Genomic DNA, 13,716 nt, shown 5'->3' with positions numbered 1-13,716 from the left:
GGCAAAATGCCGTCGGGTTAGCGGGAGTTCAGCGGCCCGGCCCGCGCGGCGGGGTGGGGCGTGCCGGCAGGGCAGGGACGACGGTGACGGGCCGGGTTGCCGGCGAGGCCGTCGGCAGCGGGGGCTCGTCGCCGTTCCAGTGCGCTTCCCACCACTGAGCGGCGGCCTCGAAGGTGTGGAAGCCGCCCTCGCGCAGAGTGTGTGTCCACGTGGTGGTGTCGACCTCTTCGAGCAGGACGCGGAAGGGCAGTGCCGCCTTCTCGTCGACGGCGCGCAGCATCACGGTCGTCTGGATCGGGTCGTCGTCGCGTGTGTAGCTGGTGAGCAGGGCGAAGTGGTCGCCGTCGGTGCGCAGACGCTGCTCCAGCACGCGGGTGGCGTCGGTCGCGGCCGTGGTGCCCATGCCGTCGGGCAGGAGGATCTTCTCCTCGGGGCAGCCGCGGGCGATCAGCCAGGACTGTGCCATGGAGGGCAGTGGCAGCTCTGCGTGGTTAAACTGGTAGGTGCACGCGGCGGGGTCGCGTTTGAGGTGCAGGGCGACTAGCTGCGGTTCTCCGGGGATGCCCCAGGTGACGGCGCGGTTGTGCATCACGTAGAAGCTGTGCGCGGCATCGTCGCTGTGGTGCTCGGCGAGGACAGTCATCGAGTCCTGCTCGATGCCGATGTGCCCCCAGAACTGATCGGCGACGTGGTCGTTGACGGCTTCGTATCCGTCGAGGCGGAAATCGGGTTCGTAGGTGGGCATCGGTACTTTCGGTCGTGACCCCGGCGGCGCCGTGCGCGTAGCACGCAGCGCGGTTCAGCGGCGGGTACGGGAGACGGCAGGGAGGGCCGGCGGCAGGGGCGCGGGCGTGGTCCCGGGCGGGCCCGCGCGGCGGGGTGCGGTCAGTACGGCGCGGCCGGCATCAGTGAGAGTGACGGGCTGCCCGGCGTGCACCGGATGCGCGGTGTCGCGCGCCACCAGGCCCATCTCCTCCAGGTGCTGCAGCTGGGCGTAGGAGATGCGGGTGCGGGTGGGCGTCGCCACGGCGAGGCGATGGGTGACGAGGTGTTCATGCAACTTGGCGCCCTGGGCGATAGCGAGCAGAGCCGCCACATCCTTCGTCGCGATCTGCGGTGGCGCCTGCCGAGGAGCGGCGGCCTCGATCGGCGCCAGCGCTGCGGCTGCCACGGATCGCTTCGCATCGCGTACGGCGGCGGCCGTCGCCAGATGATCGAGGGTGCGCTCGATTCGAGCGAACAGCGCCTGGTCCACGGGCAGTTCACTGGAGGCGAGGCGAGCGAGACGGTCACGGTAGAAGGTGACGTCCCGCTCAGCCACCACCAGCTCGCGGTACGCGTCGGCCAGGGCGGCGTGCGGTGCGTCGAGGAGTCCGCTGTCGCGGTGCCGGCGCAGCTCCTCGACGCCGTAGCCCACGGCCGCTTCGATCCGCTGACCGAGGGCGGTGGGCATCAGCCCGTCGGGCTGTGGTGCGGTCATGGCGGAGCGGTTTCTGGGTCCGGGGCGAGCGCGTCCAGGGCGAGTCGGACCTCGACGTACGGGCCGTCGCGGGTATGCGACGTCGGGCCGAGCCGGTCAAGGAGCCGGAGCATGGGCGCATTCGCCACCTGCGTGAACGCGGACAGGGTGTGGGCTCCGCGCGCGCGGGCGAGACGGGCGGCTTGGCGGGCCAGGGCCGAGCCGATGCCCTGACGCTGACGGTGGTCGACGACCTGCAGCCCGAGATCGAAGACCCCCGGCTCCCGGCTGACCGGCCCGACGCAGACAAGGGCCACAGGGCGCTCGTCGGCGCCGAGCCCGATCCAGCACTGCGCGTGGGCAAGCAGCCGGGACAGGTCGCAAGGCGTAAGTCGCGTACGGCCCCAGCGGCGCAGCAGGTTCTGCTCGGAGCACTGCGCATGGAAGGCGGCGACCAGGTCCCAGTCCGCCTCCGTCACCCGCCGACTCCGCGCGAGGGCGGGGTGCCTCAGCAGGAGCAGGTCGGGCGGGCGGCCAGCAGGTCGGCGCGCCGATAGGCCCGATAGCGGCTGCCGTCGGCCGCGCGCGGCTTGCAGGGCTGTACTCCGTAGCCGCGCAGGAGCAGACCCAGCCGCAGCGGGGTGAGGTCGGCGTAGCTCCAGCGCCCCTCAGCCTGACCGGGCAGACCGCGCAGGCGCTGGACCAGCTCCGCGGTGCTCACGTAGTCCGGGGCGCCCTCGTCGTCGAAGACGGCGAGGCAGGCGTGCACGATCGTCTGCGGGCTGCTGGGGCAGGACAGGAACTCCTCCCACGCGTCCTCGTGGATGTCGTCGAAGTCGTCCAGGCCGTCCGGCTCTTCGAAGTCGCCGAACCCCTCGAAGTCGTCGAAGTCCGGGTCGAAGCTGGGCTCCTCGTCGTCCAGCGGTTCGTACTCGGACGGGGGAGCAGCTTCGTACGCGGCTGCGCAGCAGCAGGAGGTGGCCAGGATTGCGCTCAGTTCCGCCCCGGCTGCCATCCGTTCGACCAGCAGGTCGGTCAGGGTGCTGAGCTGCTCGGTGGGGCTGACGCCGGGAAGCTCAGTGCCGGCGAACTCGGCGAGCTGCTGGTCGAGTTCCTGGATCTCGACGAACACGTCGAGGATGGCGCGGTGGTGCGGGTTCTCGGTGACCTGGGCCGGCGCGAGTACGGCGGTGGCGACCTGGTCGATCAGGGTGGGGAACTGCGTCAACGAACGGGGCCCTTCAGGGTCGGGGGCAGTACGGGTCGGGGAAGGCCGGGCATCGCATAGGGGGGTGGTCCCGGCTTGGGGGCGGGCTGGCGTGTGCCCAGCTGCGGCGAGCGGGTGCGGGCCGCGTGGGTGCGCTCGCCCAGTGGGCGCCGGCGGATGCCGAGGCGGGCGCGGGCGGTGTCGTACACGTCGTGCGCTTCGCGCGGGCGTACGGCCACGACGTGGATTTCGGTGGTGTGCGTGGAGTTCGCGGGCGCCGGCCGCTGGGCGTAGACGATGCGCCAGGCATTGCGGTGATCGACATAGACCTTGCGGCAGCCGGCGAGGTCGCGGGTGAGTTTGGCGCCGAACAGACGGGCGTTGACGACGTCCTGGAGCTGGGCCAGTGCCAGGTCGCGGATGTCGCCGGGGGCCTGCAGGAGGTCGGTCAGGGCGCGAGGGTCGAAGGACAGGCCGAATGCCGGCCGGTCCTCGTGGCCGGTCATCCGCCGGCCTGGCCCAGCTCGCCGGACTCCTCGTGGTCCTCGTTCTCCTCGGTGGCGGATGTGTTCCGGTTCGAGGGGCGGGGGCCTGGCAGCAGGCGATGCGCGGGCCGGTCCGGATCGGTCATGCACGCGGACAGCGGACCGCCAGCGGCCCGGACGGTGGCCATGGCGTGGGTGAGTAAGTCCCGGTGCCACACGAACAGGCCACTCAATCCGGCCTCGGGATCCTTGTGCTGTTGGTAGGCCAGCCACAGAGCATGAAGCCAGGCGACGACATCGGGGTGCTCCTGCCACTGCTCGCACCACGGGGCGGCGGTGGTGACCTCCGCCCCGTAGACCCGGACGAGGAAGTCGTCGACCCAGTCGGACAGGGCGTCGAGTTCGTCCTCGTACTCCTCGTCCTCCAACTCGAGGATCGGACGCGGCTCGGGCGGCGCGGGGACGGGCGGCAGGCCCGCGAACCCCTGCAGACCGTAGGCGGCGAACGGCGAGTCCGGTAGCGGCGGTGCCGCCGAGAGGTCGTCGATCTGACGCTCGTGCCGCGCGGATCGATCCAGCAGCATGGCGACGTTCGCCTCGACCCTCGCAAGACCAGCCTCCGGCAGCCGAACCGGCTCCAGCTCTCCCTCCTCCGAGGGCAGAGGAGAGTCGGATATCTGGACCGGATCCCTCTCCGTGTCCTCCGGGGGGTTTATGGATTCAGGCACGAAAAGGGGCCTCCTTGGACCGCACGCATAGGGCGTTGATTGCGGCTCCAACCATCCAGAGAATCACCGGTTTCGGTAACCGGGGATTCGCTGCTATAACGCTGCGCACGACGCGGCGGGACCACGCACGAAGGGCGCCGCTCGCCGCGCCGCGCGCGAGTTTCAGCCTCAGGCAGTCAGCGTCAGGTCATCCTGGGAAAGGGTCTGTTGCAGCGTCTCGGTGAGGCGGTCGGCAGCGATCTCGGCGTAGTGCTTCGTCTTCTCGACGCCGATGAAATCGCGGCCCTCCAGCAGCGCGGCAACCCCGGTCGAGCCGGAGCCGCAGGTGAAGTCGAGCACCGTGCCGCCGGGCGGAGCGATCTGCACGAGCTCGCGCATGACGGAGACCGGCTTCTGCGTGATGTGCTGGCGCGCCTTGCCGCTGGGCTGCGAAGCGCTGTAGAGGCCCGGCAGGTAGACCGGGTTGCGGGCGGCGTCGATCGGGCCGTTGGACGCCCAGACGATGAATTCACAGTTCTGCGTGAACCGGCCCTTTTGCGGCCTGGCCTGCGGCTTATGCCAGGCGAGCACGCCCCGCCACAGCCAGCCGGCGGCCTGGATAGCGTCCGTGGTGATCGGCAGCTGGCGCCAGTCGGTGAACAGCAGCGCGGTGCCACCGACCTTGGTCAGCCGGTGCGCCTCGGTCATGATCTGGGTCAGCCAGAAGCCGTAACTGCGCTGATCCATGTTCTCGCCGGTGAAGTCCGGCAGCTCGTGCGCGGCCTCGGCGGAGGTGTACTTCTGCTTCGCGGACCGGGAGGTGCGCTCCTTCGCCGTCCGCCCGCCGCTGTTGTACGGCGGGTCGGTGATGACGGAGTCGACGCAGTTGTCCGGCAGCTCGGCGAGGACGCTGAGCGCGTCGCCCTGGTGCAGAGAAAAAGGCAAAGAGATACCCCAATTCGGGTCGTGCGAGATGAGGGAGAGATGCTCCAGCTCGCCTGGATGACCCCACAGGACCGAATGCGGGCGGACGGCTCCGTGGTCTGCGACGTGAGGGGGCGAGGGGAGGAGCCAAAACTGTAGGGCACGATCCCCGGTTGAGCGCTATCGCCGCCGAAAACCCCGAAATAGAGCCTTGATCAGACACGATTTCGGCAACCGGGGATCCGCCCTTACTGTTTTGGAACTGCCCGGCGGACACCGCCGATGGCACATCCCCGCCCCTGCCTTCCTAGAGGTATTCCCATGTCCTGGCACACCTGACCCGACGCCCTGTGCCGGTGCGAGCGGCAACTCGCAATGGCACCCGGGCGACCCGAATTACCCACCACCCGGACGTCGCGCCCTTTCCTCAACGACGCACGCGCCGCCGGGACTTCACCAAGGACCTCGCTGTGACATCGCTCTACCCTCCCCTGCCCGCGATCCGTCCACCGGCCCGTGACCGCTGTCCGGGAGGCGGACCGGATTGAAGGGCATAGCCGCCGGCATCGGCGTCGTCGTGCTCTCCCCGCTCCTGCTCGCCGGCACCGCCATGATGATGGCGTCCTCCAGCGAAGCCTCGACCACCTCCTCCTTCAGCGGATGCCTGACCGGCATCGACACCGCCGAGGTGACCAAGGAAGTCACCAAGCTCCTCGACGGCGCGTCCGCCAAGGACGTCCACATCCAGGGCCTGGACCTTCCGGCCGAGCAGATCCCCAACGCGCAGACCATCGTGGCCACTGGCATCAGCCTTGACGTGCCCAAGAAGGGGCAGATCATCGCGATTGCCACCGCGATGCAGGAATCGCGGCTGCGCAACCTCAACTCCGGTGACCGGGACAGCCTCGGCTTGTTCCAGCAACGGCCCAGCCAGGGGTGGGGAACCGCGCAGCAGATCCGTGACCCGGTCCACGCCTCCGAGCGCTTCTACAAGGCACTTCTGAAGATCGACGGCTGGCAGCAGATGAAGGTCACCCAGGCCGCCCAGGCCGTGCAGAAGTCCGGCTACCCGGAGGCGTACGCGCAGTGGGAGGACCTTGCGACCGCGCTGCAGAAGGCCATTGCCGCCACGTTCCCGAACGCCGGAAAGGACGAGTCCGCCAAGGACTCGGCCAAGGACAAGGACGCCGAGTCCGCCTCCGGCGGATGTGTGCCGGACAAGGACGGCACGTCCTTCGGGCAGATCCCTGAGGGGAGCGTCCCGAAGGGGTACAAGATCCCCAAGGATGCTGATCCGAAGGCCCGCAAGGCCATCGAGTGGGCCATGCACCAGCTCGGCACGCTTTACCAGTGGGGCGGCTCCTGCACCAACTCCCACGGCCCTGACCCGATGGGCCGCTGCGACTGCAGCTCGCTGATGCAGCAGGCGTACGCACACGCCGGCATCAAGCTCACCCGCACCACGTACACGCAGGTCAACGAGGGCAAGGCCGTCTCGGCGAAGAACCTCAAGCCGGGTGACCTGATCTTCAGCCGCGGCACCGCGGCCCGGCCCGAACACGTCGGCATGTACATGGGCGAGGGCCTCGTCATCGAGGCGCCGCGCACCTCAAAGCCGGTCCGGATCACGCCGATCAAGGACTGGGAAATTTTGGCCGTCCGTCGCGTCCTCTGACGCCGAGCGCCGCCCGGACACCTCCCGGGCCACGCCCGCCGGGCCCCCTTCTCGCGCCGCGAGCGCACCTCTCCTCCCTCTTTCTTCCCTTCCGCCGGCCCCTGCACGGCCCGCGCACGCAAGGAGCCCCGCCACATCCATGCCCATACCTCTCGCAGACCGCGCCGCTGTCCTCCTCGCCTACGACCCAGGCATCTCACCCAAGGGCGGCGGGCTGCCCGGCCTGTCCGTGCTGAAGAACGTCGTCAACTCGATCAACCTGTTCGGGATCATCGCCGCCGTCGGCGCCCTGGCCGTGTCCCTCGGTGTCTGGGCCTGGGGCCACCACACCGGTGGCCACCAGGCCGAGGCCAACGGCAAGAAGGGCGCGGTCGTCGCGGCCGGCGCAGCGCTCGGCCTCGGCGCCGCGAACGGAATCGTGGCGTTCTTCTCCGGCCTGGGGTCGCAGGTTCATTGATGCCGAATCGACTCCCCTCCCTGTCCGGGTACGGCGTGACCTGGTCCGCCAACAAGCGCGTCGCCATCGTCGCACTGGTCATCGCCGCGCTGCTCGCCCTCGCCGCGACCGCCGCCTGGTTCACCGGCCGCGGCGAGCACCACCAGAGCGCCAACACGACTTCGCAAAACAGCAGTTCCTCGCCCTCCGAGGCCGCGCCGAAGCCTTCGGCCGGGTCGGGGTCGGTGCCCAAGCTCCCGCAGATCGCCGAGCCGGTCGCCTTCGCCAAGGCCGCAGCTCAGATGCTCTGGTCGTACGACACCCGCGACACCAGCCGCGACCAGCAACTCGCGGGCATGCGCGCGTGGATGACCAAGGAGACCAAGTACACCGACTGGGCCTCGGTGTCCGGTCAGGTCCCCGACCCGCTGCTGTGGTCGCGCATGGCCGACCAGGACCAGCACGCCAGCGCCACGGTCACCGAAGGCCACTACCCCGGCGCGTTCAAGCAGGCCCTGGCCGAGGACCCGTCCGCGATCACCGAGGCGTACATCTACGTCGTCACCGTCAATGGCAAGCAGCAGATCGAGTGGAAGAAGGGCGGCGGCGGAGCCGAGGACCGCGCCGTGACCCTCGCCGTGCAGTGCCGGCCCGCCCACGACTGCACCCTCGCCGCCATCGCCCCCAGCGTCACGCAGTGACCCACCTCACCAACAGATAAGGAGGCCAACTTCCCGTGGGTTTCTGCGACTTCCCCGTAGCGGACAAACTCTGCGCCGTCGGTGAGGCCGTCGACTTCGCCTCCGATCCCGGCAAGGCGATCGGCGACTGGATGGCCAAGAGCGCCGGTGAACTCGCCGCCGCCGCAGCCGACCTGGCCGCCGAGGCGGTCGACGCCACCACCCAGGTCGACCTGAACGCCGGCTGGTTCCGCGACAACTACGAGATGCTGCTGCCGATCGGCCTGGTGATCCTGGTCGGGACGTTCTGTGCGCAGCTCATCCGGGCCGCCGTCAAGCGCGACGGGCAGGCCCTCACCCAGGCGTTCACCGGCACCGCCTCGGGCGTGATCTTCGCGTTCGCCGCCATCGCCCTGACCACCGTCGCCATCGAAGTGGTCGACGCCCTGTCCGCCGGCCTGTTCAAGGCGTCACACCTGTCCATCGAGACGGCCGTCCGCCGCATCGTGAAGGTCTCCCAGATCCCCTCCCTGGCGGGCCTGGGCTGGCTGGTCGCGGTGTTCGCCGGGCTCGGCGCCGCCGTCGGCGCGTTCCTCTACTGGTGCGTGATGATGGTCCGCAAGGTCGGCATCCTCGTCATGGTGACCTTGGCGGTCTTCGCCGGGGCCGGCGGAGGCTGGGAGGTCGCCCGCCGCTGGCGGCGCGGCTGGATCGAGGCCACCGCCACGTTGGTGGTCAGCAAACTGCTGATGACGATCATCTTCGTGCTCGGTATCGCCGCCATGGGCAAGACCGAGGCCAAGGACGGCCTGGGCGCGCTCGCCGACGTCATGTCAGGCATCGTGATCATGGTGTTGGTGCTGCTCTGCCCGTACGCCACCTTCAAGTTCGTCCACTGGGCGGCCGAGGGTACGGACGGAGAATCGATTCACCGCGCCGGTGGTGCCGGCGCCCAACTCGCCCGACAGCACGCCGAGAGGGCCGGCCGGAAGGCCGCCGCCGCTGTCGCCACCGCAGGAACCGGCGGCGCGGCAGCCGGAGCGGGCGCCGCGCAGGGGCCCGCGGCCGTCGGCGGCGGGTTCCCTGGCGACATAGCTGCGAACCCCACCGGAGGCAGCGGCCAAGAGAGCCAAGGCTCTCCGAGTTCTGGCGGCGACGGCATCAAGAACGGCCTGGAAAAGGCGGTTCAGCCGCCCCCGACCAGCCCCAGTGACGACACCAGCGGAAAGGTAGGCGGCGCGCCCGGAGGCGGCGGCAGTGCCGCATCCGCACCCAGCGGCGGCAGCGGCTTCATGTCGCAGCCCGGCGCCGGTGCCTCCACACCGCCGCCGCAGGGCGCCCCGTCGGCACCGAACTCGGCTGACACCAGTGGGACCGGTGCACCGCCGCCCCCGCCCACCGGCCTGTAGCTCCTGCCCGACTCCGGGGCGGCACGCGCCGCGCACTCCTTCGCCGCGTGCCGCCCCGGCCACCGCCCCGCGCACACCCGGAACGGCCCTTGTCTGATCTCACCGTCCAACCGCTCACCGTCAAATTCCCCCACCGCTCCCGGCGCGGCATCCTGCTCGGCCTGTCTCTGCCGCAACTCGTCTTGGTGTCCTGCGCGTTGGCGCTCCTATTGGGCACGGTGGTGTCCACCGGGCTGCTCGGCGCCATCGCCCTGACGCCGCTGTGGGCCGTGGTCGCCGCACTGGTCGCCGTCCGCCGGCACGGCCGCTCCCTGATCGACTGGGCGCCGATCGTCCTGCGCTTCGCGCGACGGCGCCGCACCGGACAGACCCTGTGGCTCGCCCGGCCCGTCACCCGGCCCCGCCGGGACGGCGTCCTGCACCTGCCCGGCACCGCCGCCTCGCTGCGGGTGGTCACCCCCGGCGACTCCGCCAACGGCGCCGCCGCCATCCACGACCCGCACCAGCAGACCCTGACCGCCATTGCCCGCGTGTCCAGCCGAGCCTTCGCCCTGCTGGATCCCGCGACCCAGAACCACAACGTCGCCGGGTGGGGCCGGGCCCTGGCCGGCATCGCCCGGACCGGACACGTGGCCACCGTGCAGGTACTGGAGCGCACCGTCCCCGACAGCGGCGACACCCTCGCCCGGCACTGGAGTCAGCAGGGCCACCCCGAGACACCGGTGGCCGGGCAGGTCTACAGCGAACTGGTCGCCTCCGCCGGACCGGCCGCCGCACCGCACGAGGCATACCTGGCCATCAGCCTCGACCTGAAGGCCGCCAAGCGCCTGATCAGCCAGGCCGGTGGCGGGCTGCCTGGCGCCTTCACCGTCATGGAGCAGACCACGTCCTCCATCGCGCAGGCCGCGCGCAGCGCCGGACTGATGGTGACCGGCTGGCTCTCGGCGCGCGAGATCGCCGCCGTCATCCGCACCGCCTACGACCCCAAGGCCCTCTCCGCACTCCAGCAGTGGTCGCAGTCCGGGCGCGCCGAGGCCGACCCGGCCGCCGCCGGCCCGGTGGTCCAGGTCGAGGAGTACGACCGGCTCGCCACCGACTCCGCCCGGCACGCCACCTACTGGGTCGAGGACTGGCCCCGCACCGAAACGAGCGCCGGCTTCCTGCACGGGCTCATGTTCACCGCCGGGGTCCGCCGCACCCTCTCCCTTATATACGTGCCCCAGGGGCTCGAGTCCGCGATGCGCGACGTTCAGCGTAAGAAGGCCGCGATCATCGCTGACGCCAACGAGCGCTCGCGGCGCGGGCAGGTCGACTCCGAGGCCGACAGCGTCGAGTACGCGGACGTCAAGACCCGCGAGCGGCAGCTGATCGCCGGGCACGCCGACGTCGCCCTGACCGGACTGCTCACCGTATCCGCCGAGACGGACGCCCTCCTCGACGCCGCCTGCGCGCAGATCGAGACCGCCGCCGTCACCGCCCAGGTCGACCTGCGGCGCCTGAATTTCCAGCAGCCCGACGCCTTCACGCTCGGCGCCCTCCCGCTCGCCCGCACCGCCCTGTAGCCCCCCGCACCCGGCCGACCGACGACGCCGTGCCGCCGCGGCAGGAAGGAACCCTTCCCCTTTGACCTCTGCCATCCCCGTCGGAGACGCGTATCCGTACCTACGGGCCGCCAGCGCCGGCATCCGCCACCACGCGCGCACCCTCGCCCCCCGCGCCGAGAAGCCCGCCGCTCCCGCGGACCGTGCACATCTCGACGTACTGCACGCCCACCTCACCGCCCTGCACCAGTTGCTCGACCAGCTCGCCGAGACCACCCGGCCCCCGCATCCCGCCGCCGGCCGACAGCTCGCCACCGCCCACACCCGCCTGTGGCAGGCCACCGCCGCCGTCCACGACGCCTTCCACCTTCTCCCCGTTGCCGACGAGTCCGGCTCCGAATGCCACCCCGAGCGCCTCCCCGAGGGGCCGCCCGTCCTGACCATCTGCCAGCGCCATCTCGCCGCCGGCCACGTCGTACGGCGCAAGACCACCCCGACCGACCTCAATACCCCGGCGCCCAGTCGCATCACTACCTGCGCCCAGTGACCCCCACCACCGAAAGGCCCTGCATGCGCAAGCTCAAGCGCTCCACCTCCGCCGCCGTCATCGTCGCCACGCTCGCCGGCACCGCCGCCCTGGCCACCGCCGCACCGGCCTCCGCCGCCAGCTATCACTGCACGACCAGCAGCTACACCGTTGACGACCCGTCGTACAACGGCCCCGACTCCGACAACTGGGACTTCGACGTCACGCTGTGCGCCATGCGATCCGGCGGTGCCATCTACACCACCGCCACCGTCTACTGGGACGGCCCGTACACGGCCAAGAACCGCAGCACCCTGACCTTCAACAAGGCCAAGTTCCAGCTCCAGACCAAGAAGAGCGTCAGCGGCACCGACCCGGTCGTGAAGTCCGCCGCCTACACCGGACTGGAACACGCGCTCGAACACAGCAGCAGCAACGGCAACGGCTCCTACTCGACCGGAACCCTCAAGCACACGGCCGGCTCCGGCCACTACATCGCCGACGGCTACATCCAGCTGGACTGGTCCGGCGACGGCAAGAGCTACCGGGCTCCGATTCTGTTCACCGCCTCACCGGTCGTCTGAACCCGCACCGCGTCCAGACCGCCACCCCGTGAAAGCCGCCCCGCCATGAGTCACCGGCCCGCGCGCCGCGCCCGCAGAGCCAGCGCCAGCCCCCTGTTCACCCCACACGGCACCGACCGCGCCTCGCGCAAGGCGGCCCGCCGACAGCTCGCCGAGGCCGCCGCGAAGGCCCGCACCGAAGCAGCCGCCCACACCAGCAGCTCCGGCGCAGCTGAGCACGAGATGCCGACACCGCTCTTCCCACCGGCCGGACGCCCCGGTCCCGCGTCCTCGCGCAACAACAAGATCAAGCTGCCTGCCCACCGCATGACCACAGCCACCGCGAGTGGGGCGTACCCGTTCCTCGCCGAGGGCGGCCTGGGCGCCGAGGGCATCTACATCGGCCGCGACGTCCACGCTGAGGCGTCTTTCTGCTTCGACCCGTTCGCACTGTACGGCCGCATCGAAGGCTTCACCAACCCCAACGTCCTGCTGGCCGGGGTCATCGGGCAGGGCAAGTCGGCGCTCGCCAAGAGCTTCGCGCTGCGGTCCATCGCCTTCGGCTACCGGGTCTACGTCCCGTGTGACCCGAAAGGCGAATGGACCCCCGTGGCACAGGCGTTGAGTGGCGCCTCCATCGCGCTGGGACCGGGCCTGCCCGGCAAACTCAACCCGCTGGACGCAGCGCCGCGCCCCAACAGCGTCTCCGAGACCGACTGGGCAGGCGAGATCCGCAAGCGCCGTCTGCTACTGCTCGGCTCCCTGGCCCGCACCGTCCTCGGGCGGGACCTGCTGCCGATGGAACACACCGGACTCGACGTCGCCCTGGACGCCGTCGTCACCCGCGCCGCCGCGAACGGACGCACCCCGCTCCTCGGCGACATCGCCGCCACCCTCAACAACCCCGACGAACTCGACCGGGTCGGCGGCGTCATGTCCGGCCGCCTCGGCGACGCTTCCCGCGACCTGGCCCACGCCATGCGCCGCCTGGTCCACGGCGACCTCGCCGGCATGTTCGACGCCCCCAGCACCGTGGCCTTCGACCCCAACTCGCCCATGCTGACCATCGACCTGTCCCGCCTGGGCGGATCCGGCGACGACACCGCCCTCGTTCTCGCCATGACCTGCGCCTCCGCGTGGATGGAATCCGCGCTGACCGACCCGAACGGCGGCCGGCGCTGGATCGTCTACGACGAGGCATGGCGCCTGATGCGCCACCCCGGCCTGCTCGCGAGAATGCAGTCCCAGTGGAAGCTCAGCCGCGGCCTGGGCATTGCCAACCTCATGGTCATCCACCGGCTCAGCGATCTGCTCACCGCCGGCGACGCCGGATCCCGCGGACGCGCCTTGGCCGAGGGCCTGCTCGCCGACTGCTCCACCCGCATCATCTACCGGCAGGAAACCGACCAACTCCACGCCGCAGCAGCATTGCTGGGACTCACGTCCGTGGAAACGGACGCCATCTCCCACCTCAACCGCGGACGGGGCCTGTGGAAGGTCGCCGGAAGGTCATTCATCGTTCAACATCTCCTGCACGCACACGAGTTGGCACTGTTCGACACGGATGCCCGTATGCATTGATCCGGTCGAGACGTGCCGACCGCCCCCGAACCCGTGGACGTCCCCATCGAGAATCCAGCCAGCCTTCCACCTTCCGCCGGTCCCGGCACCCGGATGGTGCACGAAACCCTCGGCGCCTCGCCTCAAGACCTCGGCCGCCTTCACGATGACGGTCCCGAACTGGTCCTCGCCGACCTGGTCCACACGGCCGCGCGCCATCTGGACCACGTGCACGAGCAGTTCGCCGGCGCCGCTCAGAGCGCGGCTTCCACTCTGACACGCGCCGCCTCCGGGAATACGTCGATCAATTCCCTCGGCGTCCTGCAGAACAGCGGCACACAGATCGACATTCTCGCCGCACGCCGGGCCGATGCCGTCGACCACCTCAGAGAAGTCATCCGCGCGTACCGGGAAGTGGCAGCCTCCCTGGCCCCTTCCCTGCGGGCCCCCCGGACACGAGCCGTGCCCGCTCCGGCGCCCACGAGCGCGCCGCCCGCCCGCGCGGCGCGCGGCCGATAGGACCACCTCACCACTCCGTAGGGAG

General features: G+C 70.6%; 16 protein-coding genes. 9 read left to right on the top strand and 7 right to left on the bottom strand.

What is annotated here, in order from left to right:
- Positions 1-28: 28 nt before the first annotated feature.
- The 7 genes from MB828_RS26510 to MB828_RS26480 form a co-directional block, all read right to left on the bottom strand.
- A complete protein-coding gene (locus MB828_RS26510; RefSeq protein WP_301650403.1) occupies positions 29-745 on the bottom strand; it encodes a hypothetical protein in 717 nt (238 codons plus the stop codon).
- A gap of 54 nt (positions 746-799) precedes the next feature.
- Positions 800-1,480 carry a hypothetical protein gene (locus tag MB828_RS26505; protein ID WP_301650402.1) on the bottom strand — a complete coding sequence of 227 codons (681 nt, stop codon included), beginning with the start codon at positions 1,478-1,480 and terminating at the stop codon, positions 800-802.
- Positions 1,477-1,938 (bottom strand): GNAT family N-acetyltransferase, encoded by a 462-nt coding sequence (locus MB828_RS26500; RefSeq protein WP_301650401.1) that lies wholly within the window; start codon positions 1,936-1,938, stop codon positions 1,477-1,479. Before MB828_RS26500 ends, MB828_RS26505 begins: the two co-directional genes overlap by 4 nt.
- A 29-nt stretch (positions 1,939-1,967) precedes the next feature.
- Positions 1,968-2,687, bottom strand: coding sequence for a DUF3631 domain-containing protein (locus MB828_RS26495; protein ID WP_301650400.1), 720 nt, complete (start codon positions 2,685-2,687; stop codon positions 1,968-1,970).
- Entirely contained in the window at positions 2,684-3,172 is a 489-nt protein-coding gene (locus tag MB828_RS26490; protein ID WP_301650399.1) for a hypothetical protein, read from the bottom strand. The genes MB828_RS26495 and MB828_RS26490 overlap by 4 nt, the downstream gene beginning before the upstream one ends.
- Positions 3,169-3,879, bottom strand: coding sequence for a DUF4913 domain-containing protein (locus MB828_RS26485; RefSeq protein WP_301650398.1), 711 nt, complete (start codon positions 3,877-3,879; stop codon positions 3,169-3,171). Before MB828_RS26485 ends, MB828_RS26490 begins: the two co-directional genes overlap by 4 nt.
- Before the next feature lie 168 nt (positions 3,880-4,047).
- Positions 4,048-4,803 carry a DNA-methyltransferase gene (locus MB828_RS26480; RefSeq protein ID WP_301650397.1) on the bottom strand — a complete coding sequence of 252 codons (756 nt, stop codon included), beginning with the start codon at positions 4,801-4,803 and terminating at the stop codon, positions 4,048-4,050.
- A gap of 523 nt (positions 4,804-5,326) precedes the next feature.
- On the opposite strand from MB828_RS26480, the gene MB828_RS26475 reads away from it, so the two are divergent.
- From MB828_RS26475 to MB828_RS26435, 9 genes are all read left to right on the top strand, one after another.
- The gene (locus tag MB828_RS26475) at positions 5,327-6,457 is read left to right on the top strand and encodes a C40 family peptidase (RefSeq protein ID WP_301650396.1); all 1,131 of its coding nucleotides are present in this window, start codon (positions 5,327-5,329) and stop codon (positions 6,455-6,457) included.
- Positions 6,458-6,596: 139 nt separating this feature from the next.
- On the top strand, positions 6,597-6,914 hold the full coding sequence (locus tag MB828_RS26470) for a DUF6112 family protein (protein ID WP_301650395.1): 318 nt from the start codon (positions 6,597-6,599) through the stop codon (positions 6,912-6,914).
- Entirely contained in the window at positions 6,914-7,594 is a 681-nt protein-coding gene (locus MB828_RS26465; protein WP_301650394.1) for a hypothetical protein, read from the top strand. Before MB828_RS26470 ends, MB828_RS26465 begins: the two co-directional genes overlap by 1 nt.
- A gap of 35 nt (positions 7,595-7,629) precedes the next feature.
- Positions 7,630-8,982: an SCO6881 family protein gene (locus tag MB828_RS26460; RefSeq protein WP_301650393.1), complete on the top strand. Its 1,353-nt coding sequence runs from the start codon at positions 7,630-7,632 to the stop codon at positions 8,980-8,982.
- An 89-nt stretch (positions 8,983-9,071) separates the two neighbouring features.
- Positions 9,072-10,544 (top strand): SCO6880 family protein, encoded by a 1,473-nt coding sequence (locus MB828_RS26455; RefSeq protein WP_301650392.1) that lies wholly within the window; start codon positions 9,072-9,074, stop codon positions 10,542-10,544.
- 61 nt (positions 10,545-10,605) lie between these two features.
- The gene (locus MB828_RS26450) at positions 10,606-11,070 is read left to right on the top strand and encodes a DUF6238 family protein (protein ID WP_301650391.1); all 465 of its coding nucleotides are present in this window, start codon (positions 10,606-10,608) and stop codon (positions 11,068-11,070) included.
- Positions 11,071-11,093: 23 nt separating this feature from the next.
- On the top strand, positions 11,094-11,633 hold the full coding sequence (locus MB828_RS26445) for a hypothetical protein (protein ID WP_301650390.1): 540 nt from the start codon (positions 11,094-11,096) through the stop codon (positions 11,631-11,633).
- A gap of 45 nt (positions 11,634-11,678) precedes the next feature.
- A complete protein-coding gene (locus MB828_RS26440) occupies positions 11,679-13,193 on the top strand; it encodes an ATP-binding protein (protein WP_301650389.1) in 1,515 nt (504 codons plus the stop codon).
- Positions 13,194-13,205: 12 nt separating this feature from the next.
- Complete coding sequence (locus tag MB828_RS26435; RefSeq protein WP_301650388.1) at positions 13,206-13,691, top strand: hypothetical protein; 486 nt, start codon at positions 13,206-13,208, stop codon at positions 13,689-13,691.
- Positions 13,692-13,716 lie beyond the last annotated feature (25 nt).

Origin of the sequence: Streptomyces arenae (assembly GCF_022343545.1) — a bacterium.
Lineage (GTDB): Bacteria > Actinomycetota > Actinomycetes > Streptomycetales > Streptomycetaceae > Streptomyces > Streptomyces humi.
The sequence above is the reverse complement of the archived record's forward strand: the minus strand, read 5'-3'. Positions and strand labels throughout refer to the sequence as shown.

Coding starts and splice junctions, on each gene's coding strand:
- MB828_RS26510 (WP_301650403.1), bottom strand. CDS start 745: ATGCCCACCTACGAACCCGATTTCCGCCTCGACGGATACGAAGCCGTC.
- MB828_RS26505 (WP_301650402.1), bottom strand. CDS start 1,480: ATGACCGCACCACAGCCCGACGGGCTGATGCCCACCGCCCTCGGTCAG.
- MB828_RS26490 (WP_301650399.1), bottom strand. CDS start 3,172: ATGACCGGCCACGAGGACCGGCCGGCATTCGGCCTGTCCTTCGACCCT.
- MB828_RS26470 (WP_301650395.1), top strand. CDS start 6,597: ATGCCCATACCTCTCGCAGACCGCGCCGCTGTCCTCCTCGCCTACGAC.
- MB828_RS26465 (WP_301650394.1), top strand. CDS start 6,914: ATGCCGAATCGACTCCCCTCCCTGTCCGGGTACGGCGTGACCTGGTCC.
- MB828_RS26445 (WP_301650390.1), top strand. CDS start 11,094: ATGCGCAAGCTCAAGCGCTCCACCTCCGCCGCCGTCATCGTCGCCACG.
- MB828_RS26440 (WP_301650389.1), top strand. CDS start 11,679: ATGAGTCACCGGCCCGCGCGCCGCGCCCGCAGAGCCAGCGCCAGCCCC.